At 65.8% G+C, this 23571-nt stretch carries 20 protein-coding genes; 8 read left to right on the top strand and 12 right to left on the bottom strand.

The genetic code is table 11. The features are described 5' to 3' along the window. Positions 1 to 12: 12 nt before the first annotated feature. The 5 genes from BKA16_RS10665 to BKA16_RS10645 form a co-directional block, all read right to left on the bottom strand. On the bottom strand, positions 13 to 1416 hold the full coding sequence (locus tag BKA16_RS10665) for an MFS transporter (RefSeq protein WP_183370628.1): 1404 nt from the start codon (positions 1414 to 1416) through the stop codon (positions 13 to 15). Between the two features lie 91 nt (positions 1417 to 1507). Then, complete coding sequence (locus tag BKA16_RS10660; RefSeq protein ID WP_183370627.1) at positions 1508 to 2647, bottom strand: Rv3169 family protein; 1140 nt, start codon at positions 2645 to 2647, stop codon at positions 1508 to 1510. 18 nt (positions 2648 to 2665) lie between these two features. After that, a complete protein-coding gene (locus BKA16_RS10655; protein WP_183370626.1) occupies positions 2666 to 3025 on the bottom strand; it encodes a hypothetical protein in 360 nt (119 codons plus the stop codon). Further along, positions 3025 to 4044, bottom strand: a complete 1020-nt coding sequence (locus tag BKA16_RS10650; protein WP_183370625.1) for a phosphotransferase family protein — start codon at positions 4042 to 4044, stop codon at positions 3025 to 3027. Before BKA16_RS10650 ends, BKA16_RS10655 begins: the two co-directional genes overlap by 1 nt. Beyond that, entirely contained in the window at positions 4041 to 5273 is a 1233-nt protein-coding gene (locus BKA16_RS10645; protein ID WP_343067366.1) for an acetyl-CoA hydrolase/transferase family protein, read from the bottom strand. The genes BKA16_RS10650 and BKA16_RS10645 overlap by 4 nt, the downstream gene beginning before the upstream one ends. A gap of 169 nt (positions 5274 to 5442) precedes the next feature. On the opposite strand from BKA16_RS10645, the gene BKA16_RS10640 reads away from it, so the two are divergent. Next, on the top strand, positions 5443 to 6204 hold the full coding sequence (locus tag BKA16_RS10640; RefSeq protein WP_183370624.1) for an IclR family transcriptional regulator: 762 nt from the start codon (positions 5443 to 5445) through the stop codon (positions 6202 to 6204). Positions 6205 to 6262: 58 nt separating this feature from the next. On the opposite strand, the gene BKA16_RS10635 is transcribed toward BKA16_RS10640, so the two are convergent. Continuing rightward, positions 6263 to 7213, bottom strand: a complete 951-nt coding sequence (locus BKA16_RS10635) for a hypothetical protein (RefSeq protein ID WP_183370623.1) — start codon at positions 7211 to 7213, stop codon at positions 6263 to 6265. Between the two features lie 2301 nt (positions 7214 to 9514). On the opposite strand from BKA16_RS10635, the gene BKA16_RS10630 reads away from it, so the two are divergent. Next, a complete protein-coding gene (locus tag BKA16_RS10630) occupies positions 9515 to 9919 on the top strand; it encodes a DUF6924 domain-containing protein (protein WP_183370622.1) in 405 nt (134 codons plus the stop codon). 1127 nt (positions 9920 to 11046) lie between these two features. Here BKA16_RS10630 and BKA16_RS10625 read toward each other — a convergent pair. The 4 genes from BKA16_RS10625 to BKA16_RS10610 all read right to left on the bottom strand — a co-directional run bounded on the left by BKA16_RS10625 (position 11047) and on the right by BKA16_RS10610 (position 16041). Beyond that, positions 11047 to 12255: an acyl-CoA dehydrogenase family protein gene (locus tag BKA16_RS10625; protein ID WP_183370621.1), complete on the bottom strand. Its 1209-nt coding sequence runs from the start codon at positions 12253 to 12255 to the stop codon at positions 11047 to 11049. Further along, the gene (locus BKA16_RS10620; protein ID WP_183370620.1) at positions 12252 to 13163 is read right to left on the bottom strand and encodes a haloalkane dehalogenase; all 912 of its coding nucleotides are present in this window, start codon (positions 13161 to 13163) and stop codon (positions 12252 to 12254) included. The genes BKA16_RS10625 and BKA16_RS10620 overlap by 4 nt, the downstream gene beginning before the upstream one ends. A gap of 18 nt (positions 13164 to 13181) precedes the next feature. Continuing rightward, the gene (locus tag BKA16_RS10615; RefSeq protein ID WP_183370619.1) at positions 13182 to 14369 is read right to left on the bottom strand and encodes an acyl-CoA dehydrogenase family protein; all 1188 of its coding nucleotides are present in this window, start codon (positions 14367 to 14369) and stop codon (positions 13182 to 13184) included. Positions 14370 to 14652: 283 nt separating this feature from the next. Further along, complete coding sequence (locus BKA16_RS10610) at positions 14653 to 16041, bottom strand: protein kinase domain-containing protein (RefSeq protein WP_183370618.1); 1389 nt, start codon at positions 16039 to 16041, stop codon at positions 14653 to 14655. 86 nt (positions 16042 to 16127) lie between these two features. On the opposite strand from BKA16_RS10610, the gene BKA16_RS10605 reads away from it, so the two are divergent. The 5 genes from BKA16_RS10605 (at position 16128) to epsC (ending at position 19809) form a co-directional block, all read left to right on the top strand. Next, the gene (locus BKA16_RS10605) at positions 16128 to 16724 is read left to right on the top strand and encodes a biotin transporter BioY (RefSeq protein WP_183370617.1); all 597 of its coding nucleotides are present in this window, start codon (positions 16128 to 16130) and stop codon (positions 16722 to 16724) included. Beyond that, on the top strand, positions 16717 to 17403 hold the full coding sequence (locus BKA16_RS10600; RefSeq protein WP_183370616.1) for an energy-coupling factor ABC transporter ATP-binding protein: 687 nt from the start codon (positions 16717 to 16719) through the stop codon (positions 17401 to 17403). Before BKA16_RS10605 ends, BKA16_RS10600 begins: the two co-directional genes overlap by 8 nt. Continuing rightward, the gene (locus BKA16_RS10595) at positions 17400 to 17996 is read left to right on the top strand and encodes a CbiQ family ECF transporter T component (protein WP_183370615.1); all 597 of its coding nucleotides are present in this window, start codon (positions 17400 to 17402) and stop codon (positions 17994 to 17996) included. The genes BKA16_RS10600 and BKA16_RS10595 overlap by 4 nt, the downstream gene beginning before the upstream one ends. 296 nt (positions 17997 to 18292) lie before the next feature. Beyond that, the gene (gene cysK, locus BKA16_RS10590) at positions 18293 to 19231 is read left to right on the top strand and encodes a cysteine synthase A (protein WP_183370614.1); all 939 of its coding nucleotides are present in this window, start codon (positions 18293 to 18295) and stop codon (positions 19229 to 19231) included. Then, positions 19231 to 19809 carry a serine O-acetyltransferase EpsC gene (epsC, locus tag BKA16_RS10585; protein WP_183370613.1) on the top strand — a complete coding sequence of 193 codons (579 nt, stop codon included), beginning with the start codon at positions 19231 to 19233 and terminating at the stop codon, positions 19807 to 19809. The genes cysK and epsC overlap by 1 nt, the downstream gene beginning before the upstream one ends. Before the next feature lie 83 nt (positions 19810 to 19892). Here the strand turns inward: epsC and BKA16_RS10580 are convergent, their stop codons facing one another. After that, positions 19893 to 20234, bottom strand: a complete 342-nt coding sequence (locus BKA16_RS10580) for a DUF1801 domain-containing protein (protein ID WP_183370612.1) — start codon at positions 20232 to 20234, stop codon at positions 19893 to 19895. A gap of 65 nt (positions 20235 to 20299) precedes the next feature. Between BKA16_RS10580 and BKA16_RS10575 the strand changes: the two genes are divergently transcribed. Then, positions 20300 to 21808 (top strand): DHA2 family efflux MFS transporter permease subunit, encoded by a 1509-nt coding sequence (locus BKA16_RS10575; RefSeq protein WP_183370611.1) that lies wholly within the window; start codon positions 20300 to 20302, stop codon positions 21806 to 21808. Positions 21809 to 21829: 21 nt separating this feature from the next. Here the strand turns inward: BKA16_RS10575 and BKA16_RS10570 are convergent, their stop codons facing one another. Beyond that, positions 21830 to 23551, bottom strand: a complete 1722-nt coding sequence (locus BKA16_RS10570; RefSeq protein WP_183370610.1) for a GMC family oxidoreductase — start codon at positions 23549 to 23551, stop codon at positions 21830 to 21832. Between the last annotated feature and the right edge of the window lie 20 nt (positions 23552 to 23571).

The following is a 23571-nucleotide window of genomic DNA, read 5'->3' as shown; positions in this document are numbered from 1 at the left end:
CGCCTCACCGACTCAACCAGCGGTCGAGAAGCTGCTGCTCGCGGTCGGGACCGCGGCGGCCTCGTCGTTCGTGGCGACCGCGGCCTTGCCTCGGGACGCCGGGACGTCCTTCGTCGCATCGTGTTCGCTGAGGAGATCGCGCCCGGCCGTCTCCGGAAGCAGGAAGTACAGGATCACGCCGCAGATCAGCGCGACGCCTGCGAGGAAGAACCCCGGGGCGAATTTGAGACCGGTCGCGGTGACCAGCGATGCGCCGATCAGCGGACCGAAGCCCGACGGTGCACCGACGCCCAGGTTGAAACCGACCGAGCCGCCGGTCAGTCGCGTCGACGCCGGGAACATCTCGACGAGGATCAGCGAAGTGTTCGCGTTGATCGGCGCCTGGAAGATCGCGTAGACGACGAGAGCGATCAGGACGGGTGCCACGCTGCCCGTACCGAGCAGCATGAACAACGGAATACCGAGGATCGTGTGTCCTGCACAACCGAACAGGATGGTCTTGCGTCGACCGATCCTGTCCGAGATCCGGCCGGCCACCGGGCACAGGCAGGCGTAGATGATCAGGCCGATGCAGGTCAGAATGATCGATTCGGTCTTACCGACGCCCGCCGTCGACGAGAGGAAGTTCACGACGTACGTACCCAGGTAGTACAGGCCGACACCGCAGATCCACGAGAAGCAGAACGTGACGCCGATGGCCTTGGCCTGATCGCGGCGGAATGCGTCGCGGACGCGGGGGCGCGGACGGTCCTCGTCCTTCTGCAGTTCCAGGAACACCGGTGTGTCTTCGAGGCGACGGCGAATGAACAGACCGAGCAGGCTCAGCGGGGCGGCGAACAGGAACGGGATGCGCCAACCCCAATTGGCCAGGACCTCGGCCGAGAAGCCCAGGGTGAAGATCAGGGCCAGCAGGCTGCCGAACACGAGGCCGAGGGCGGCACCGGTCGACGGGAGGCTGCCGCGGATGCCGCGGCGGTTCGGCTTCGCGGTCTCGATCAGGAACGCCGAGCTGGCGCCCCACTCGCCGCCGACCGCGACGCCCTGCACGCAGCGGAGCACCACGAGGAGGATCGGCGCGGCTATCCCGATGGTCACATACCCCGGCAGCAGGCCGATCAGCGCGGTGGCCAGACCCATCACCACGATGCTGATGCTCAGCGCCGCTCGACGACCGGTGTGGTCGCCGATGATGCCGAAGATGACGCCGCCGACGGGCCGCAGCAGGAACGCGACGCCGAACACCGCGAGCGACTTGAGGAGCGACGCCGTCGAACTGTCCGACGGGAAGAACGTCGATCCGATGGCCACTGCGAAGAACCCGTAGAGGGCGAACTCGAAGTACTCGAGGAAGTTGCCGATCAGACACGCGACTGCGATGCGCGTCTGTACCCCCCGGCTGTGCAGATCGTTGGTCATTACTACTCCTGAGGATTCATGGGTGGAAGATACATCCCGGGATTGTCGGAGATGTCCGCGGTCGGTTCACATCTCCAGCACCGGTCGGCGCCTAGAGGAAGTCCCACCCCTTCCGTCCGGAGGTGCACGCCTCGAACGCGACGGGATCGATCGTCTGATAGATCCCCAGCGTGCTCGCACCGTCGTCGCGGGTCACACGGCACAGGTGCTCATCGAGACCGCGGACGCCGATACGCGTCCGCGGCAGGGTGACGTCGAGGGTCTCGCCCTCGGTCATGTCCGGGCCGTCGTAGCCGCCCTGATGGATGTCGCCGCCCGGCGTGCCGCCGTACATGCCGCACCGTAGGAACGCGGTCTGCTGCCCGATCTTCTCGTAGTGCAGCTGCGCCTTCTCACCGGTGTCGAACTCGTAGTCGACGATCGCCTCGGCGAACACTTGGGTGTCCGGCTCGAATCGGAGCCGCCGTGTCGGTTTGAACACCTTGGCGCAGCCCTTCTTCTGATCACCGAACGGGTAGTAGAGCCGGTCGCCCCAGATCGTCCAGTCGTCGAACGCGACGAACGCATTGCCGTTGGTGCCCACGTGCAGACGTCCGCCGAGCGACAGCGCGGGTCCGCCGACACCGCGGCCGGTCCCCCAGTGCCGATCGCGGGTACCGACCGAGCCGGGACTCAGCTCGATGCGCTCGCCGTCCACCTCGACCCAGCCGGAGACGGTGCCGAAGCCTTCGAATCCACTGGTCACGTCGCCGCGACGACCTCGCGGGCTCCCGCTGGTGGAGTTCGACAACGGCTCGCGGAACACCTGCCGAGTGGTGTCGGTGAAGGTGATGTCGTAGGCGATACCCTGCTCGTTGGGCTCGAGGACGTAACGCCATTCGCGCAGGCCGCGGACGATCTGCGGAACGATCGGCCCGATACGGAGATCGGCACGGTCGGCGCCGATGCTGCGGAAGCTGCGGACCGCGCTGTGTCGACCGCGGACGTTGACGATGGCGTAGGCCTCGGCGCGGTCGAGGTTCGGATAGAAGCTGGCTCCGGTGGCGACGACGATGTCGCCGGTGCTGTCGTGCGAGACCATCCAGAAGCGCTCGTAGGCGCGCGGGTCGCCGGTCCACATGACGCGGACCGGGTCCGGCGTCTGATGGATCATGTAATCGTCCATCGGGGTCAGCGGAAACTGCTCGGCGAAGTGCTCGTCGTCGACGAACAGGCCGTGATCATCGGTCATGGGTGTCCTCACCTCACGTCAGGTCGGATCGACGGTCAGTCGCCGTCGCAGGTAGGTGCCGATCTCATCGCGGGACGCGCCCGGTCCGAGATCGCGGATACGGTCGGAGAGTCGAAAACGCAGCGATTCGTTGACGTCGACGACCCGCTGCAGCCCGGGATCGGGCGGGGTGGGGTCGGCCGTCTCCAGGAGCGCCGCCAGCTCCGCGTTGTCGCCGCGCAGGAACGGTTCGGCCGCCGCCCACGAGGAGGACACGCGGTCGACCAGGCGCCGCGCGTTGCGAACGAGTTCGGTGACGCCCTCGGCGTCGGGTTCGTTCTCGGCGAGCGTCAGCAGGCGCGATGCGCCGCCGAGCTGTTCGTCGATGGTCGGTCGCATCAGAGTTCCTCCACGGCGTCGAGAAGCGCCGAGAGCACTCGGCGGGTGGGTCGGTACGGTTCTTCCGCGCGGCCTTCGACGAAGGCTCGGAGTCCGCTCACCTGCATGACGGCGGTCTTGAACGAGGAGAAGGCGACCCACCATCGCACCGCGTCGCGGTCGACGGACGTACCGGTGACCGATTCGTAGTGCGTGATCAGATCGTCCGCGCTCCAGGCGTCGTCGATCGTGTGCTCGGCCGCTCGTAGAGGCTGGGTGACCCAGCCGAGGTCTTCGAGCGGATCGCCCAGGTGTGCCAGCTCCCAGTCGAGGAGGGCGGTCACCTCCTGTCCTTCGAGCAGGATGTTGCCGGGCTTGTAGTCCGCGTGCACGAGGACCGTGGACCCCGCGGTGGGCGCGTGCTCGGCGAGCACCGCGATCGCGTACTCGAGTTCGGGTTGCGGTTCGAGCTGATCGACGCGCAGTACGGCCGACCATGCGTCGAGTTCGTGACGTGCCGCTTCGAGTCCGGGGTCGGCCAGGACGTCGCCGAGGCCGAGCGCACGCCAGTCCACCCGGTGAACATCGGCGAGGAGGTCGCAGAATGCGCGAGCCAGATCGGTGCGCTCGGCGAGCGAACGCGTGCCGTTCCGGAGGACCCGGTAGTCGCACTCTCCGGGCAACCGGCGCATGACGAGCGACGGCCGACCGATGGACGTTCCGTCCGCGTCGAGCCAGCGAGCGACCGGCGTCGGCAGAGTTCCGCCTTCGAGCGCGCGCAGAACCGCGAACTCGACGGCGCGATCGGTGTCGATGAGACCGCCGTCGGGATCGGTACGCAGGATCAACGGCTCGCGGGTTCCGTCGGCGGAGACGAGATCGAAGAGCCAGTTGTCGCGGGATCGCCCGCTGCCCGCGCGGCGAAGATCGGTGATCGTTCCGTCGACGGCGTTCGCGGCGAGGAACTGGCCGAGCCGCTCGGCGACATCGATCGGTCCGGTCGTGTCGACGTCGACGGCATCGGTGAGTACGGCGCTCATCGTGCGAGTCCTTCCTTGAGGGTGGTGCGATGTTCGGGAGCGGCGATCGCGATCAGTGCGTCCGCTCGTTCGGCAAGGCTCCGGCCACGAAGATCGGCCACTCCGTGTTCGGTGACGACGAAGTCGACGTTCGATCGAGGCGACGTGACCGCGTCTCCGGTCAGGGAGCCGACGATGCGCGAGTATCGCCCGGCGGTCGCCGGAAGCGCGACGATCGACCGGCCGCCGGGAGAACGTTGCCCGGCGCGGAGGAACTCGGACTGACCACCGATCCCGCCGATGTATCCGGTCGGAAGCGCTTCGGCATTGACCTGCCCGGTGAGGTCGACTTCGAGCGCGGAGTTGACGGCGACGAAGCGGGCCACTTCACCGCGCGCGGCGGGACCGACGACGTCGGCGACCGGACGAACCGGGATCGCACCGCGAGTCACGAGGTCGTAGAGCTCGGCGGAGCCGGCGGCCTCACTGATGACGACGGCGCCACCGCCGGTGCGGATGCTGCCGGAGCGTTCGAGTTCGAGAAGCCAGTCACCGACGAGCGTCGATCGAACCGAGAGCCCGACGCGATCAGAGAGCGCGCGCCCGATCGCGAAAGCCATCGCGCCGATGCCGAGTTGCAGCGTGGCCTCATCCGGCACGAGACCCGCGACGTGCTCGGCGATCCGATCGTGCACGCCGGTCGTCGGCGGAGTCGCGACCACCGGCAACGGTCGGGACGTCTCGACCACCGCGTCGAACGTGGCAGCGGCGATCCGCGGCGAGGCAGTGGGCGGCATCTGATCGTTGACCTCCGCGACCACCACCCGTGCATGAGCGAGCAGCTCGTAGGTGTGGTCGACCGCCATGCCGAGACCGTGTGTGCCGTCGGCATCAACCGGTCCCACCTGGATCAGCACGACGATGTCCTGCCCGCGTTCGCGCAGCACACGCGGCAGATCGTCGAAGTGTGCGGGTATCACTCCGACGCGCCCCCGGTGCGCCGGCGCACCGAGCGGCCCGAGCGCACCGAACGACAGCAGCGGCATCGCGGCCGGCGGCGCCAACGCCGCACTGTGCGACAGACCGACGAACAGGTCGACGTCGTCGGGCGACGCGGCGAGGACCGTCTCGAGGAGCACCGTCGGCTCGCCGACCCCTTGGGCCACCACGACGAGATCCCCCGGGCGGATCAGCTCGAGCCAATCCGCACTGCGGACCGCCTCGGGTCGATCGATTCCGGCTACGGACACGCGATTGCACCTGAATTCGAGTTTTCGAATAGAACTTCGTGTTCCTGAATGTATCCGAGCGAATTGCACCGCGTCAACAACTTTCTTCGAGATATTGAAGCGACATTCGAGTTTCGGAGCATCGGATACGATCGGTCCGAACCCGACCATCACACGCGGAGCAGGTGACATGAGCAGTAGCGATCGGTACTCGCGCACGTTCGACGTGTTAGAGCTTCTCGCCGGCCACGCCGACGGGATGACGGCGACAGAGATCGCCAAGCGCCTCGACCTCCCGCTGAGCAGCAGCCACAATCTGCTGCAACGCATGGTCACGACCGAAGTCGTGAGCATCACCGAGGACCTTCGGTATTCGATCGGACCGCGCGCGGTCCGTCTCGGCATCCGCATCGTCGACGGGCTTCAAGTGCGCAGCGTCGCACGGCGGCGGCTCATCGAACTCGCACGCGACACCGGCGACGACGTCTACCTGGCCGTACCGTTCAGCAAGCATGTCGCCTACGTCGACCGATTCGCCGGCACTCGTCCGGTCAGCGTCGACATCAGGCTCGGCCAGTCGCTCTACCTCCACGCGACGTCGGTCGGAAAGCTGTTCGCCGCCTACGATCCGCAGCTACGACGACGCCTGTTCTCACAGCCGCGACCTCGCCTGACGACGCACACCCTGGTCGAGGACGCCGAACTCGAGCGTGAGCTCGCCCAGATCAAGGAGCAGGGCTTCGCGTTGAGTCGCGAAGAGGCGATTCTCGGCGTCGTCGGCCTCGCCGTTCCACTGCGTACCGACTCCGTCGTCGCAGCGATCCACATCTCGGCACTGAGCACACAGATGGACGCCGCCGAAGAGGTTCGGCTGCTGTCCGCAGCACAGGCCGCTGCCGAGAACATCGAACTGAGTCTCGGGCGGCCGTTGGACGCGTCGAACGAGGTCTGAACCGCCGCGTCGACCGGCGACCGGCGCACGGACGCTCCCGGTCGACGTTCGAGCGGGACTACTCGTCCTGAGCCACCGCTTCGATCTTCGGTGTTCCGGTCGGCGCGAACCGCAGCCCGGCAGCGGCCTCCGACGCTCTCGCGCGATCACGCATGTCGATCGCGTAGAGCGAGTCGGCGATCGCATCGGCCGCCGTGTCGACGTCGTCGATCGTGCCGGCGCGGTCGAGCCAATCAGTCTTGTCCGCCTGCACCTGAGCTCGTGCCACGGCTCCGCGGAGTTCATCGAGGGCGCGGAGGCGGTCGAGCAGTCCGTCGAGCCGAGCCTGCAGCAGCCCCGACTTCTGCACATACACGGCGACGACGTCGCTATCGCGTACCGACTCGCCGGCCGGCGGCCGCACTGCCTTGAGCCGATCGTCGATCTCCGCCGCGGCTTTCGTCAGATAGGTGACCTCGTCGACAAGATCCACCCGGGTGTGGACGGTGTCGAACACGCCCTCGTGCCACACCGGATACCGATAGATCCGCGCAGCGACAACTGCTGCGGCGATCGCGATTCGGCCGCCGTCCGTGTCGCGGACCTGCGCGTGCGCACGCCGTTCGTCGTCGTTCAACTTGTAGACGCGCTCGAGGCGTCCACGCGTGATCTCCGGTGTCTCGTGATGCTCGGGCGGTCCGACGAACGGCAGCCAGCCGAGTCCGACGGCGCGATGTCGCAGGGTGAAGTCCCGACCGTCCCACACGTCGACGACCAGCGTCTCGAACCCCGAATAGTGGCCGTTCTCCGGTCTCGGACCGGAAGCGTCGCACGTCGCCGACTCGATGCGCGCGCACTCGTCCCCACGCTCCCGATCGCGCATCAGCCGCTCGCGCTGCGTCGCACGAATCAACGAGAACTCCGTCGATCGTGATGCCGCCGAGCGGCTCGCGCCGAGCCTCATCCGCACGCCGACGAGCACGAGCGCGATCAACACGATGGCGAGTAGGACGACGGCGACTGGTTCCATGGACGGAGTACATCACGCCGGTGCGACAATTCCGACGGTGTCGACTGTTCGGAGGAGTGGGCAGATTGTCGGGCGGTCGCGATATCGCGTGCGGAGACTCGAGCCGACCCGGCCGGTCGTCCCGCCGCACAGCGCGGTGGGCGCCTGCTCGGCGCCGCTGAGTCGTCAGCGTCGTCCCAACTGGCCCTGTTGCCATAGCCAGAAGTCGGCGTTCGCATGTGGTGCAGGGCCCAATTTCACCCTTGCTACTACTGACGGCAGCTACTCGGTCAGAGGCGAGCGTCACCAGTAAGTCGGTAGGTACGTGCCGGTGAGGTCAACGACGAGTACAACGAAACGTGCGTGAAGTTTCCTTTGCGCGGCGCGAACAGCCAGACGCCCACAGGGCGACTCGCGGTCCGGCCCGTAGCGCAGTCAGGTTTGCATAGTTTCCGGTGCTCGGTCCCGTAACCCGCGGCCCAGCCATCGGTCCAGCCAATCCACGTGATAGCAGTGACGTACAAACCCATATCGCCGCAGTAGATTGACGTCAGCTGCCGTGGACGAACTTGCTTCCCACCCGCGCAGCTACGTACAACAGAGACTGAATCATGTTTCCCGTCTGGCGCGGCATGCGCTGCTGCCGGAGATCCCACGAGCGCAGCCAGACCGAGGACTGTTGCCGCCACACAACTCCCGAACAGGCGCATGATCCGTGAACTAGGTTCCATTGATCGAGCGTATCGACGCCCTCGAACCAGCACTTAGCTTTCAGCGAAACTGTGAATCGGCCCGGCGGTCCGGAGATCGTAGTGCATACAGGTTCCATGTATTCGACCAGCACCCGTGAATCGCGTGTTCCGCCCCTCGAACTCGCCGACTCCACTTTGAGTCAGGAGGCTGAAGTCAATAGACAAAGTATGGGGAGGCGGGGTCGCCTCAGAGGTGTACACCGCTGAGTTCGCACGCGGAATCGGGACAGTGGTCCAAGAAATTCCGAGCGTGGGCTGCACAACGATCGGAGGGAGCCGACCTACAGTCGTCGGCAACGTCGAACTGCGAGGCAAAGCCGCGCCAACCTTCCGCTACTCAATCCTCAGGATCTTCGATCTAGCGACTGCGACGGGTGATCTACGTGACCGAAAGCCACTTCGAGCATGACTAGCGACGTCGATCTCCTGGGCCGGAATCGGCGCTGACACGGTCGTCATCCACACGCTCACACCCCTCGACGACATCGAGACATCATACCTGCCGACTGATAGCAGCCAGCCATTTTCGACTGAACCGCGTAGCTGAGATTACTAGCCGCACGTATACCGCGGATTTGCGTTGATCAGGATGCCGCTGCGTCGGCACAGGTGCGCAGCGGGCGATCCTCCGGTGCCGACTACACGATGAGTGGCGTCGAGTGCAGATCGGTATCGCTGTGCCCGGCGCCAGAGCGAAGACCACTTGAGCGTCCAGGTCGCTTCGTCCGCAACGACGACCGCACCACGCGCGTAGGTCGCTGGTTCTTCGCGTTAGACGCAACAAACTCCATCGTATTAAGATTCGCAACGATTCGCGGGGCGCTGTAACCGAATTATTCGGTGATCGAGTACGCAGAGCCAACCGCAACACTCGATGACTATATTGATCAATACTGGACACTTGTCTCTTACGCGTCAGATGACAAGCCTCTTGAGAATCTGTCGTCTCTAATTGAGACTGAATGACACTCCTTTGCTGACACACTCGAAGAACTCAAGCAATATCTTCCAATCTGATTAGCCATCAGGATTCCTGAACGTCAACAAAAGGGCTAACCTCGATCGAGACATACACCGACCCAAATCCTGTTGTGGTTGAAAATATACCGCGTACGAGCGCCATCTTTCCTACGAGACCGCTCGTCCCGGCCCGCCTGGCTACAATCATCCAGGCCGCGTTACTGCGCGCCCAAAGACAGCAACCCCCGGGCCGTGGTACACCAGCCTATTCAACGCAGAGCATCAGGTCCTTACCGTAATCCGATCCCCATCCAACATAACGCAACGACACGTCCCGAGCGAATGGGCGAGTCAGTCCGAGCGTTCCGCAACAGACTCCTGACGGCACCCCGAAAGCTTTCGAGGTACCGCCCCCGCTCTCTGATTTGCGTTCTCGCCGTTCGACTGCACTGGAGGCCCAGTCGGTCTCGAAAGTGTTGCCGCGGGAGCGTGATCAGGCCCAGCAGTTCCCCGTTTGCAAGTTTCATTGCACACGTATTCAGTCGAATTAATTGTATGCCAGATCTCCTGTTTCTCTGTACTGGTACTGGTCTTGCAGTAGCATTTGGACATGACCAGCGAATACCCGCCCGGACAGAACGTCGTTTTCCGTGCCGATTTCTCAAGTGATGAAGCATGGAAGGAGGTCACAGACCTGATTGAGAAACACCGAGGCCCTGCAGAGTTTACTCTGGTAGATGACCGGAGCCACGACGGGCTGACCCGAGAAGGAATCATTCGCCTTGCTGAATCGGCAGGAATGACCGATTTAGATTATGCCTTCATTGCGGATGCACGGGCGATGAACGACTCCGATCACTCTCTACTCGTGGTCGATTTGGAGTACAATGATCCTTCATTTCGGGTCGCCCCCGAGTTTATTCGATCAGTAGCAGACAACCTCACGGTATCAAATCTTGATTTTGAGGACTTCAACGAAGGAGTTGACGAAGACGGGGTATACCGAGGCAATTGAGAGCTTACTCTGATGGTTGATCTCGACACCGTTTGGTCGAACTCAACCTCACCTTCATCGACGTGGACCGTCGGAGCCGACAGCGGCCACACGCGCGACTGCTGCCCACGGCGGTACGCCGACGACTACGTTGACGCTCAGGAAGCCCACCAGAGGTGGTTATCAATCAGACAACGAGGCGCCGTGCGTTATCGTGATCGTCCAGGACTTGCAGACGTACTGTAGCGCCCGCGGGACGCGGCACCGACGACGAGCATGAGCAGTGCGCAGGCGGGCGTTAACGAGAGTTTCCATCGTGCTTCTCCGTACCGATCAGATTTCTGCGGACGAACCTGCCGAATTGTTGGATTTCCCGGTGAACCTGCGATCGACACCACATCCACCCCTGAGGTGGTGCGTCGATACGGGCTAGCTCAAAGGCCAGCCTGTGAGATGACGTGTCCACATCTGCTGGCAGGCGATGACAGACTGCCGCTATGACCGACCGCCGCCCTTCCATGGCACGTGAACAACACCTGACTGTGCTCGCCGACCAATACCTTTTCGCCGAACTGGCAACCCTGGATATCGTCAATGGCCCATCGACGAATGGTTCAAAGAACACCGCTTGTCCGGTCCGTGGATCCGCGTGGTCACGCTCGCAGACATGCGGCACCGAGCACCGAGCACTGACCCTCGACGTCACGAGCACAGCGCAGCCCACGGACATATCACCGTCACGTCAGCACCGACAAACCGGTTCTGATCGCCGAAACTCCGTCGGCGGCGCTCCAATTGGCCGCCGCTACGTCCGGCAGTCCGGCACCCCACTACAACGCTACTTCGACTCCCCAACATCACCGTCCGCCCACATTGGCCCGCGCCGTGGAGCGCGTGAGCGCCGATCGTGCGGAAGCGATGCTGCAGTTGAGAACTCGCGCGGACGACGTCGACACGGGGCTCCCAAGGTCTACATCAACCAGTCTCAGAAAAGTTAGAGGAACAGCCCGCGACCGAGTTCGTCGGGTGCGGACACGCACTTCACATCCAGTTCGGTCTCGGTCGACAAACTCCTGCATACATCGCAGCGCCTCCGTGGGGTCGGCGACCGGGGATCCAGCCGGCGGATCCAGCCCGACGATCATCGTTCAAAAGTACGTATTGTCCGGCAGTTCGACTCCGTTCACCAGCAGCTCCCCGATCGCCCGATTCTTGAACCGAGTCGGGTTGTGGGACACGACGGTCCGGATGTTCCGCCAGTGCCGGTCGAGATTCGCCGACCGTTTCACGGCCGACGCTCCCCCGACATCGAACAGGAGTGTCGCGGCCCGGAGCGCGAGGTCGGCGACGACCACTTGCGACTGCGACGCACGCAGCGCCGCCTCGTGCACGACGTCCGATTCCACAGCGCCGTCGACCACAGACTCCGGTATCCGTCCGAGCACGTCCGCGGTCTCGAGCACGATCGACCCGGTCGCATTCGCGAGCGCGGATATCTCGCCGACCACCTCGAGCAGAACCGGGTCCTCACGCGGGAGGTCTGCCGACCCGTGAGTGAAGCTCCGCTTCCGACCCGTGATCAACGCGACCGCGTCGTCGACCACGGCCAATGCGTTTCCCGCGACCACCGCGTTCAGGTAGTGCTGGTACAACGGCCCGAGGTGCCAGCGGCCGAGCGTGCTCAGATCCGTCGGCGGCAGGGTCACCTCGTCGAACTCGACGAGCACGCCGTCGAACCGGGTGGTGCCGGTTCCCGTCAGCGACTGTCCGAAACCGTCCCAGTCGTCTTCGACGGTGAGGCCCGCACGGTCGAGTGTGACGAGTGCCTGCACGGGTACGCCGTCGGGTGTCACGCCGGTGACGAACGCGTGCTCGGAGTACAAGGTGCCGGTCGAGTAGTACTTCACGCCGTCGACGCGGTAGCCGCCGTCGACCGGGGTGAACGTCGTCGACTTCGCGAAGTCACCGGCGTGCTTGCCGCTGAGTTCGTTGTTGCCGTTGCCGATCAGTTCGCCCGCCGCGATGCGTTCGACCCATCGGCGCCGCCGCTCCCCGTCGGGCCACAGCAGAACGTCCTCGACGGTCCCGAAGTGGGCACGAAGCAGATGTCCGAGATTCGAATCGGCACGACTGAGCCGAATCACCAGATCGAACAGCTCGCGGACCGTCGCTCCGCCGCCGCCGTCCTGCACCGGCAGCCGGTACGCGCCGACGCGGGCGTCCTTGAGCCAGGCGACCTGCTCATGCGGGGCGGTACCGGTGCGTTCGCGGTCGAACGCGCCGTCGGCGATCCGCTCGATGAGCGCGTCCAATTCGGGCGACCCGGGCCGGACTGCGGCCGAGATCACGGCGGTCACCGCGCGCCGTCCGCGCGCCGCAGAAGATCGACGACGCCGTCGGCGATCGCCTGCGGCTGGTCCTCCTGCACGAAGTGCACCCCCGCACCCGCATCACGGACTTCGAGGGCGGCGACGGTTGCCTTCGCCCACGCGAGGATGCCGGGCGTGACGAGGAAACCGGGCTCGAACGTGAGCAAGAGTTTGGGGACGTCGTTGCTGGTGGCGAGCCATTCGACGTTCCGTTCGAGGAAGTCGACCGACGTAGCGGGGACACCGTCGATCGGAAGATTCCTGGGGAACGTGATGAGATGCCCGCGACTGTCAGCGGTCGGGAACGGCGCCAGGTAGACCGCGAGCGACTCGTCCGACGGCGCCGTGAGAAACGCTCCGGGCAGCACCTGGGTCAGAAACAGATTGTCGTCGACGACGAACTTCTCGCCGTCGCCCGGCGTTCGAATGAGCAGCTGTGCCTGCACGAACGGTTCGGGCAGGTCCTTCGACTCGATATCGCGGATGACCGGCTCGGCCAGAAGCACCGCCTTGACGCGGTCCGGGTGGCGCGAGGCCCACGCGACACCGAGCGCGGCGCCGTAGTCCTGGACGACCAGTGTCACGTTCCGCAGGTCGAGCGTGTCGAACCAGGTTTCGAGGTAGCGGAGGTGATCGTCGAGTTCGTAGGCGATGTCGGGGCGGCCGGAGTCCCCGAAGCCGATCAGGTCCGGGGCGATGAGGCGACCGCGCCCGATGAGTCGAGCGAAGACGTGACGCCACAGGTAGGAGCTGGTCGGACTGCCGTGCAGGAAGACGATCGGGTCGCCGTCGCCGGATTCGACGTGATGGATTTGGGAGTCGAGAACGGTGGTGTCGACATGGCGGGCGTCGGGGCCGAACTCGTCGAGCGGGACGGTGCGCAGTGCTTCAGTCATGGGAGGCAGTCCTTCGGATCAGAAATAGGTGTTGTCGGGTAGAACAGCGGCGTTGACCAGGTGGTCGCCGATGACCTGGGCTTTCAGCCGGGTCGGATTGTGCGAGGCGAGCGTGCGGATGTTGCGCCAATGACGGTCGAGGTTGGTTCCGCGGCGAGTGGCCGACGCGCCACCGACCTCGAAGAGCGCCGTCGCCGCGTCGAGCGCGAGTCGGTCGACGACGACTTTGGCCTCGGCCGCTTTGCGTCCCGCCGTCGCGCCGACCCCGGTGTCGAAACGGCCGGCGGACAGTACGACGTCCGCCTCGTCGAGATACGACGCGACGTCGAGCACGATCGACCGTGCGGCATACGCCTTGGCCGCGATGTCACCGGTCTGAGCGAGCAGGACCGGCTCATGGCGCGGCAGTTCCGCGCTGCCGTGGGTGATGTTTCGAGTCCTGGCCTGCAGGGTCGCGACGGCGTCGTCGCGCGCGGCTTCGAGGTTTCCGACGATGACCGCGGTGAGGTACAGCTGCAGGAACGCGCCGAGCGCGAGGCGCGGAGGCGGTTCGGTCCCGGCGACCGACACCTCGGTGGCGAGCGCGGGAGTGTTCGCGAAGTGTGTCGTTCCGCTTCCACTCGCCTGCTGCCCGAAGCCGTCCCAGTCGTCGACCACGGTGATCCCGTCACGGTCGAGCGGTACCACGGCGCTGGCGGGGAGCCCGTCGGGCGTGACGCCCCATACCCACACGCGGTCGGCGTAGAGGGTGCCGGTCGAATAGAACTTGGTTCCGGTGATCGTCCAATCGCCCCCGTCGGGAGTGAACGTGGTCGCCAGTCCGGCGAAGTCTCCCGAGTGCGCACCGCTCGGCTCCGTGATCGCGTTGCCGACGATCTCCGTCAGGAGGACCCCGAACGCGTCACCGACCTCCTCCGCCGGGACGAACCGCAATTGCTCGCCGTAGCCGAAGTGAGCGCGAAGTGCTTGAGCGAGATTCGAGTCGGCGCGCGCCAGGTCGATGAGGTGCTCGAAGAACTCGCGCAACGACGCGCCACGGCCACCGCGTTCGGCGGGCACCCGAAGTCCCAGGAATCCGGATGCACGGATCAAGGCGACGAGGTCGTGGGGACGTTCCGCGGAACGCTCGCGGTCGGCGGCGCCGTCGCGGATGGAGTCGTACAAGCCGTCGAAATCACGGGCCGGCGCAGATCGGGTGGTGGTCACAGCACAGAACGTAGTGGCGGAATCGGCGCTCTCAGGGCCGGGCGACTACGCCTCTTGCGCGCCTCCTCCCGCCGGGATATACGCGACCGTCGAGCCGTCGATCACGTACCCCACCTGCTGCGATCACACTGATCGTCCAACAGTGTCCACCCGCGCCGGAATCTCCCATCCGACGACGGCGCACAAGAATCAGTCTGGTTCGAATGTTCGTGGGCGACTGGTCGACGCCGACGGAGATCCCAGTGCTGACGGAGATCCCAGTGTTGACAGTGATCGCGGCATTTCAGTCCTGCCACGAGTAGCTGCCGCCCGACGCGGCGATCCGGCAGGTGACGATCCGTTCGGTCGCTGTGACTCGGGCTCGCACACCCGGCTCAGCGCACGGGGCACCGAATTCGACGGTCTCATGGTCCTGATTCGTCAGATCCACCCACGATCCTTCGAGCCCACTGCAGCCGAGCGTGCCGTCGGCGGACCGGTCGCCGAACTCCGAGGGATCGCACGGCATCCCCTCGTACGGTTCGACGACCGCCTGCGTCGTCGTGGTCTCGTCCGGAGTCCACGTCGGCTCCTCCTGAGTGGTCGTGCGCGTCGTGGATTCGGCCGTCGCCGTGACCGTCTTCGTCACCGACGCCCACTGCGTCGTCGACGGCGCTGCCGCCACCGGCGCCCGATCGTCGCCTCCGGCGACGTACACACCGAGCGCCACCGCGACACCCACGACGAGCAGCACCGCAATCGCCGTGACCGCGGCGATCAGCGTCGTGTTCTTCGTGACCGGCCGGGGGTCCATCGTCCGGTGCGGCGCAATCACCGTCGATGCGAACGCGCTGATCGGTTCACCGCGCAGTGCCCGCGCAAGATCGTCGACGAACTCACCGCATGAGTCGTAGCGCGCCTCCGGATCCTTGGCCAACACCTTCGCGAACAGCGCGTCGACGGACGGCGACAGGTGGGTGTTCGCCTCGCTCGCGCGCGGCGGCGTCCGGTGCAGATGCGCCGCCAGCAACGCCGTCACCGATGATCCGGAGAACGGCGGCCGACCGGTGAGCAAGTGGAACGCCGTACAGCCGAGCGAGTACAGGTCGGCGCGATCGTCCAGATCACGCCCTTCGATGGCCTCCGGCGACACGTACAGCATGGTGCCGACGGTGGTGCCGGTCGACGTCAACGACGTCGCCACCCCCGCGGCCTTCGCGATGCCGAAGTCGGCGAGCTTCACGGACTCGATACCGTCGTCGTCGAACCCGATGAGGATGTTCTCCGGCTTCACGTCGCGGTGAGTCACTCGGCGCTTGCGCCACGCGTAGTCGAGCGCTGCGCCGGCACCGCCCACCAGCGTCAGAACAGTGCCCGCGTCGAGCGGTCCACGGTCGGCGACCAGAGCGCCGGCGTCAGTGCCCTCGACGTACTCCATGGTGATCCACAGCCGATCGTCGACCTCGCCACGGTCGTACAGCATCACGATGTTCGGATGGCTGAACTGCGCAAGGATGTCGGCTTCCCTCTGGAATCGCGTCTTGAAGTCGTCGCTCCGCGACACTCCCGCGTCGAGCAGTTTCAACGCGTCCCGCCGGGGCAGTCGCGGGTGTTCGACGAGGAACACCTGCCCCATGCCGCCGGCACCGAGCCGACGAATGATCCGATACCCGGCGATCTCCGTGAATTCCACCAAGCAATCTTGTCATCCCGGGTACATCGCCGTCGCGGCTCGAGCACGATTCTCTTCCGGCGCACCGCACAAACTACGATGATCCGGTGACCAACTCGTACGCCGCCAGCCGCCCGTGGGCTCTCTCACTGTCGGATCTCGCGCAGGCCGCCGTGTTCGCAGCGCTGATCGCCGTGCTCGGACTCCCCGGTCAGATCAACCTGTCCGCGGGCGTCCCCATCACGCTGCAGACTCTCGGCGTGATGCTGGCCGGCGCGATCCTCGGCCCGAAGAAGGGCACGCTCGCCGTCGTCATCTTCATGGTGTTGGCGATCGCGGGTCTGCCGATCCTCGCCGGAGGGCGGACGGGACTGGTGTCTCTGAGCGCGCCGACCGCCGGATTCTTCATCGGCTTCTTACCCGCAGTGATCGTGATCGGTCTGCTCACCGCGCTGATGATGCCTCGATACAACATCGTGCTGGGCATAGTCATCAACCTCGTCGGCGGCATGCTGGTGATCTATCTGTGCGGCACCATCGGCCTGATGATCCGCGCCGACATGTCGTTCGGCGAAGCCCTGGGAACCAACGGACTCTTCGTCTGGGGCGACATCATCAAGGCGGTGGTCGCGGCCTTGGTGGCGGCACCGGTCCACCGCGGGCGGCCCGGTCTCATCACGCCCCTTCGCCGTAAGCATGCCTGAGCGGTCCATCGTCTTCGACGACGTCGCCCACAGCTACGGCGACCGCCCCGTCCTCCACGGCATCTCCCTGAGCCTGACGCAGCGTCGCATCGGGATCGTCGGCGCCAACGGATCGGGCAAGTCGACACTCGCCCGGATGATCAACGGTCTGATCCTTCCCGACCGCGGCACGGTGACCGTCAACGGGCTCGACGTCCGCAAGAACAAGCGCGCCGTACGACGCGACGTCGGTTTCATCTTCTCCGACCCCGACCGGCAGATCATCATGCCGACCGTCGCCGAAGACATCGAACTGTCGCTCTCCCGCACGGTGAAAGATAAGGCCGAGCGCAAGGCCCGCGCGCTCTCGGTGCTGTCCGACTTCGGTCTCGACGCCCACGCGGACCAACCCGCCCATCAGCTCTCCGGCGGCCAGAAGCAGCTCCTCGCACTCGCCTCGGTGATGGTGTTGGGGCCGTCGGTCCTCGTCGCGGACGAGCCGACGACGATGCTCGATCTTCGCAACTCCCTGATGCTCAAGGAGACCTTCGCCGGACTGGACGAACAGCTGATCGTCCTCTCCCACGATCTGGGGTTCCTCGCCGACTACGACAGGGTCCTCGTGATCGACGACGGCCGAGTGGCGGCCGACGACGAGCCGTCGGCCGCGCTGGAGTACTACCGTCGGGCGATGGCGTGATCGGCGTCTACGTTCCGGGCGCCTCCGTCCTTCACCGGCTCCCGGCGGGCCTGAAGTTCGTCCTCCTCGCGGCGTCGATCATCACGATGACGATCGTGGTGCGCTCACCGATGGCCGCGGGCATCGCGATCGGGGCGGCGGCCGCGTCGTTCGTCCTCGCCTGGGTTCCCGCGAAGCTGGTCTGGATTCAGATCCGCGGGGTGGTGTGGCTTCTCATCGCACTGTTCGTCCTGCAGTGGATCCTGTCGGATTGGCGCAACGCGCTCATCGTCACCGCGATCCTGTTCGCGTCGGTGTGCCTGGCCGCAGTGGTCACCCTGACCACCCGCACCTCCGACATCCTCTCCGCGCTGACGACGGCGATGTCGCCGCTGGCCCGGCTCGGTGTCCGCACGGACCTGATCGCGATGACGTTCGCACTGACGATCCGCAGCATCCCGCTGATCGCACAGGTCTTCAACCAGGTCGACGAGGCCCGTCGCGCCCGCGGCCTGCGACCCACCCCGACCGTCCTCCTGGCACCGGCGGTGCTGGCCACATTGCAGACCGCGGACGGCTTCGCCGAGACTCTCGCGGCCCGCGGACTGGATTGAGGGGTCTCGACTGCGCGCGTGAACGCCGCGGGATTAGACTGGATGACGGCTGTGTTGGACAGCTTTAGAACTGACGAGATTCGAGGAGGACACGGTGGACCACAGCCGTCACCTGTCCCTCGCCTTGTTCGCTCACACGGTTCACCTACTCACCGATCACTGTCGATAGAGCGCCAGGCCCGTACCCTGCGCCCTCGCATCGTCGACGGCGCATGCCCGGCGCTCACGAGCCCCAGAATCTTTCACGCACTCGCGTGATGCCTTCCTCTCCACATCCCTGAGACACAGGAGTTCGCATGTCTGCCAACGTTTTCGACGACGCCACCGCGCTCATCGGCCGCACCCCGCTGGTCCGCCTCAACCGGGTCACCGACGGCGCTGAAGCCACCGTGCTCGCCAAGCTCGAGTACTACAACCCGACCAATTCGGTGAAGGACCGCATCGGGGTCGCCATCGTCGACGCCGCCGAGGCGTCGGGTGAGCTGCCCGCTGGCGGCACCATCGTCGAGGCCACCTCCGGCAACACCGGTATCGCACTGGCGATGGTCGGCGCCGCCCGCGGCTACAACGTCGTCCTGACGATGCCCGAGTCGATGTCGAAGGAGCGTCGTGCGCTGCTCCGCGCGTTCGGCGCCGAGCTCATCCTGACCGCGCCCGCCGACGGCATGGCGGGCGCCGTCGCCGCCGCCGAGAAGGTCGCCGGTGAGCGTCCGGGCGCGGTCCTGGCCCGTCAGTTCGCCAACGAGGCGAACGCCGAGATCCACCGCAAGACCACCGCCGAGGAGATCTGGGCCGACACCGACGGCGGAGTCGACGCCGTCGTCGCAGGCATCGGCACCGGCGGCACCATCACCGGTATCGGCCAGGTCGTCAAGTCGCGCAAGCCCGAGGTCAAGATCTTCGCCGTCGAGCCCGAGGAGTCGCCGATCCTCAACGGCGGCCCCGCCGGCCCGCACAAGATCCAGGGCCTCGGCGCCAACTTCGTCCCCGAGGTCCTCGACCGCGACGTCTACGACGAGGTCATCGACATCAACATCGACACCTCGCTGAAGTACGCGCGCCGCGCCGCCACCGAAGAGGGCCTGCTCGTGGGCATCTCCTCCGGTGCCGCGCTGGCGGCCGCGTCGCAGGTCGCCAAGCGGCCCGAGTTCGCGGGTAAGACCATCGTCGTCGTGCTCCCGGACTTCGGCGAGCGTTACCTCTCGACTGCGCTCTTCGAAGGCCTGGTCGACTGATGTCAGCCCTGTCCCGGCTCCTGCGCGACCTGCGCGAAGACGTGCAGGTCGCGCAGGAGCGGGATCCCGCGGCGCGCGGTTTCATCGAGATCGCGCTCGCCTACCCCGGCGTCCATGCTCTGTGGACGCACCGGGTGTCGCATCGCATGTGGAATGCCGGTGGCGCGCTTCGCCTTCCGGCCCGCCTGCTGTCGCAGTTCTCCCGATTCATGACCGGCATCGAGATCCATCCCGGCGCGACCATCGGACGCCGCATGTTCATCGACCACGGGATGGGGGTCGTGATCGGCGAGACCACCGAGATCGGCGAGGACGTCGTCATGTTCCACGGCTCCACCCTCGGCGGAGTCAGCATGAACAAGGGCAAACGTCACCCCACCGTCGGCGACCGGGTCCTCATCGGCGCCGGAGCCAAGGTGCTGGGCCCGATCACCCTCGGCGACGACGCCAAGGTCGGCGCCAACGCGGTGGTCGTCCGCGACGTCCCGTCCGGTCACGTCGCCGTCGGACTGGCCGCGACGTCGAAGCCCGGCGCGTCGACGACCGATCCGTACGCCGATCCGGCGCTGTACATCTGAAACCCGGAATCACCGCCGTGGGATCGATCGCTCACGGCGCGTCAGTTCATCGCCGGCCGTCCATCACGCGGCGGTGATTCCCACTACGCCTGATTCAACGCCACCGCGGCCTGGATCAGCGCTACGAACGCGTCGTCGTCGAGGACGTCGGACTCCGTCAGATCCACGGCGCGCCGGGTTCCAGCGGTCAGACTCGCATTGAAGACCTTCGCCGGATCGGGCAGTGACGCACCCTTGGCGAACGTGACCTTCACCTTGTCCTTATAGGTCTCCACCGTGCAGATCAGACCGTCGAGCGTGAACGTCGGCACGCCGTCGGGGTTCGACGCCTTCTTCCACTTCGCCTCTTCGACGACGCCGGGTGCCGCCTGACCGATCAACGCTCGGATGTGTTCGACACGTGCGTCTCGCCACTCTGGGTTCATCTGGATAACGGTAGTCGTGTGAGGACTGGTTGACTTCTCCTGACACGACAACGGAAGGTATTCGAGTGGAACGCAAGTGGTGGACACTCGTCATCGTCTGCATCGGCACGTTCATGCTGCTGCTCGACGTGACGATCGTGACGGTCGCCCTCCCCGACATAGAACGCGATCTGCACGCGAGCTTCACCGACCTCCAGTGGGTCACCGACGCCTACGCGCTCACTCTCGCCTCTCTCCTGCTGACCGCCGGTTCGCTCGCCGACCGGTTCGGACGGCGCCTGGTCTTCGGCGTCGGCCTGGCGATCTTCACCGCGGGCTCGGCCCTGTGCGGAGCCGCGGTCAGCCCCGAGATGCTCATCGGCTCCCGCGCCGCGCAGGGCATCGGCGGCGCCATGCTGTTCGCGACGAGCCTGGCGATTCTCGCGGCCAACTTCCACGGCCGCGACCGCGGTATCGCGTTCGGCGTGTGGGGCGCCGTGACCGGTATCGCCACCGCCCTCGGCCCGATCCTCGGCGGCACCCTCACCACCGGCATCAGCTGGCGCGGGATCTTCTACGTCAACCTGCCGTTCGGCGTCCTCGCGTTGGTGCTGACGTACTTCCTCATGTCCGAGTCGAAGGCGCCGCACGCCCGCCGCATCGACTGGGCCGGAATGATCACCTTCACCGTCGGTCTGTTCCTCTTGATCTTCGGTTTCACGGAGGCCGGCGAGAAGTCGTGGACCGACAGCACCGCGATCACCTGCTTCATCGCCGCGGCCGTCCTGCTCATCGCCTTCGGGATCATCGAATGGAAGATCCGCGAGCCGATGTTCGACCTCGACCTCTTCCGCGTCCCGACCTTCGTCGGCGGATCGATCGCCGCGTTCTGCATGAACGGATCGGCGTTCGCGATGATGATGTACCTGGTCCTCTACCTGCAGAACCAGCTCGGCCTGAGCGCGTTCCAAGCCGGCCTGCGCCTGTTGGTGTTCTCCGGTGCGACGATGGTCGTCGCGACGATCGCCGGCCGACTCACCGAGAAGCTCCCGACTCGCTGGATGATCGGCCCCGGCCTGGTCCTGGTCGGCGTCGGGCTGTTCCTCATGGCCGGAATCGACGCCGACAGCTCGTGGACCCATCTGATCGCCGGATTCATCGTCGCAGGCATCGGCGGCGGTCTGGTGAATCCACCGCTCGCATCGACCGCGGTCGGCGTGGTTCCGGTGGCGCGCTCCGGCATGGCCTCGGGCGTGAACAACACCTTCCGCCAGGTCGGCATCGCCGTCGGCATCGCGGTGTACGGCACCCTGTTCTCCTCGGCGATCGTTCGCGGACTGCAGTCCCGCCTGAGCGACGACGCGACGACGGCGATCAACCCGAACGACATCGCCAGCGCGGTCAGCGCCGGCCAACAGTCCGCGGTCATCGACCACGCGCCCGCACCGTTCCAAAGCGAACTCGCGGGCGCCGTCGGCTCGTCGTTCGCCTCCGCCCTGAACGAACTCCTCTGGGTCAGCGGTGGACTCGCCGTGGTCGGCGGCGTCCTGGCACTGGTCCTGATCCGCTCGAAGGACTTCGTGGCGGCGCACTGATCACCGGCGTTGCGGGCGCGCCTACACCGGGATGATCGACAGGCGCAGCGCGCCCGGAGCCCCCTCGGGAACCACCGGCGAGTTCGGCGCGACGGGATCGAGGCGCCGGTAGTCCGAGCCCTGGCGGGGGCGGGGGTCCTGCTCCCCCTTGTTCGGCCAGAACGAGATGGCGCGCTCGGCCTGCGCCGAGATCGACAGCGACGGGTTCACGCCCAGGTTCGCGGTGATCGCGGCACCGTCGGTGACGTGCAGCGTCGGGTAGTTCCACACGCGGTGGTAGGGGTCGATGACGCCGGTCGCGGGATCGTCGGAGATCACGCAGCCGCCGAGGTAATGGGCGGTCATCGGCATGTTGATGACGTCGCCCCACGTACCGCCGGCGATGCCTTTCGGCAGTTTGGACGCGATCCTGGCCGTGGCCTCATTGCCCTTCGGGATCCACGTCGGATTCGGTTCGCCGTGCCCCTGCTTGCTCGTGACGTACTTGAACGGACCGCGCTTGCGGACGAACGTCGTCAGTGAATTGTTGCTGTTCTGCATCACCAGCGCGATCACGGTCCGCTGGCTCCACTTGCGCACGTACAGCAGGCGGACCAGGACCAGCGGGTTCGTGATGACGGCCTTCAGGAACTGCGTGAATCGATCGGCGACGCTGCCTCCCTCGGTCATCACGGTCTGGAGGTACGCGATCGCATTCGACCCCTTGCCGTACCGAACCGGTTCGACGTGCGTGTTCTCCTCCGGGTAGAACGACGACGTGATCGCCACGCCCTCGGAGAAGTCGCGCGCGGGATCGTACTTCGCCGCCATCGCCCCCATGATCGACTCCGAGTTGGTACGCGTCAGCACCCCCAGCGAGTCCGACAGATCCGGCAGCGTCGAGCCCTTGGCGGCGTGCATGATCTTCTGTGTGTTGAACGTGCCGGCGGCGACGATCACCTGACCGGCCGTGAACGTCCGGCGTCGCGCACCGAACGGACCCCAGGACGACGAGCCGTGCGTCTCGACTCGCCACGAACCGTCCGCCGTCTGCACCAGACCGTCGACGGTGGTGCGATCGATGATCCGGGCGCCGTTGCGCTCGGCCAGGCCGAGATAGTTCTTCATCAGCGTGTTCTTCGCGCCCACCCGGCACCCCGTCATGCAGGCGCCGCACTCGGTGCACGCGGTGCGGTCGGGACCCGCGCCCCCGAAGTAGGGGTCGGGCACCGTCTCGCCCGGTGCCCCCGTCCCGCCGGTCTTGGCACCGAAGAACACGCCGACCGGTGTCGCGGTGAAGGTGTCGCCCGCCCCCATCTCGTCGGCGACCTCCTTGATGACCGCGTCCGAGTTGGTGAACGTCGGATTGGTGACCACGCCGAGCATGCGGCGAGCCTGTTCGTAGTGCGGCGTGAGTTCGGCGTCCCAGTCGGTGATGTGGTTCCACTGCGGATCGGTGAAGAACGGCTTACCCGGCTTGTAGAGCGTGTTCGCGTAGTTGAGCGACCCGCCGCCGACGCCCGAGCCCGCCATGATCAGCACGTCCTTGAGGAAGTGCATGCGCTGCACACCGTACAGGCCGAACTTGGGCGCCCACAGCCATTTGTTGAGTCGCCAGCTCGTCTTCGCGAACTGATCGTCCTCGAAGCGTCGGCCGGCTTCGATCACACCGACGCGATAGCCCTTCTCGACCAGCCGCAGCGCACTGACGCTGCCGCCGAAACCCGAACCGATGATGAGGACGTCGAAGTCTGTGGTCGCCATGACAGAACATACTAATGACC

This window comes from Gordonia humi, assembly GCF_014197435.1.
GTDB classification, from domain to species: Bacteria; Actinomycetota; Actinomycetes; order Mycobacteriales; family Mycobacteriaceae; genus Gordonia; species Gordonia humi.
This window is presented reverse-complemented; position numbering and strand designations above follow the sequence as displayed.

Coding starts and splice junctions, on each gene's coding strand:
- BKA16_RS10665 (WP_183370628.1), bottom strand. CDS start 1,416: ATGACCAACGATCTGCACAGCCGGGGGGTACAGACGCGCATCGCAGTC.
- BKA16_RS10660 (WP_183370627.1), bottom strand. CDS start 2,647: ATGACCGATGATCACGGCCTGTTCGTCGACGACGAGCACTTCGCCGAG.
- BKA16_RS10655 (WP_183370626.1), bottom strand. CDS start 3,025: ATGCGACCGACCATCGACGAACAGCTCGGCGGCGCATCGCGCCTGCTG.
- BKA16_RS10650 (WP_183370625.1), bottom strand. CDS start 4,044: ATGAGCGCCGTACTCACCGATGCCGTCGACGTCGACACGACCGGACCG.
- BKA16_RS10640 (WP_183370624.1), top strand. CDS start 5,443: ATGAGCAGTAGCGATCGGTACTCGCGCACGTTCGACGTGTTAGAGCTT.
- BKA16_RS10635 (WP_183370623.1), bottom strand. CDS start 7,213: ATGGAACCAGTCGCCGTCGTCCTACTCGCCATCGTGTTGATCGCGCTC.
- BKA16_RS10630 (WP_183370622.1), top strand. CDS start 9,515: ATGACCAGCGAATACCCGCCCGGACAGAACGTCGTTTTCCGTGCCGAT.
- BKA16_RS10620 (WP_183370620.1), bottom strand. CDS start 13,163: ATGACTGAAGCACTGCGCACCGTCCCGCTCGACGAGTTCGGCCCCGAC.
- BKA16_RS10600 (WP_183370616.1), top strand. CDS start 16,717: ATGCCTGAGCGGTCCATCGTCTTCGACGACGTCGCCCACAGCTACGGC.
- cysK (WP_183370614.1), top strand. CDS start 18,293: ATGTCTGCCAACGTTTTCGACGACGCCACCGCGCTCATCGGCCGCACC.
- epsC (WP_183370613.1), top strand. CDS start 19,231: ATGTCAGCCCTGTCCCGGCTCCTGCGCGACCTGCGCGAAGACGTGCAG.
- BKA16_RS10580 (WP_183370612.1), bottom strand. CDS start 20,234: ATGAACCCAGAGTGGCGAGACGCACGTGTCGAACACATCCGAGCGTTG.
- BKA16_RS10570 (WP_183370610.1), bottom strand. CDS start 23,551: ATGGCGACCACAGACTTCGACGTCCTCATCATCGGTTCGGGTTTCGGC.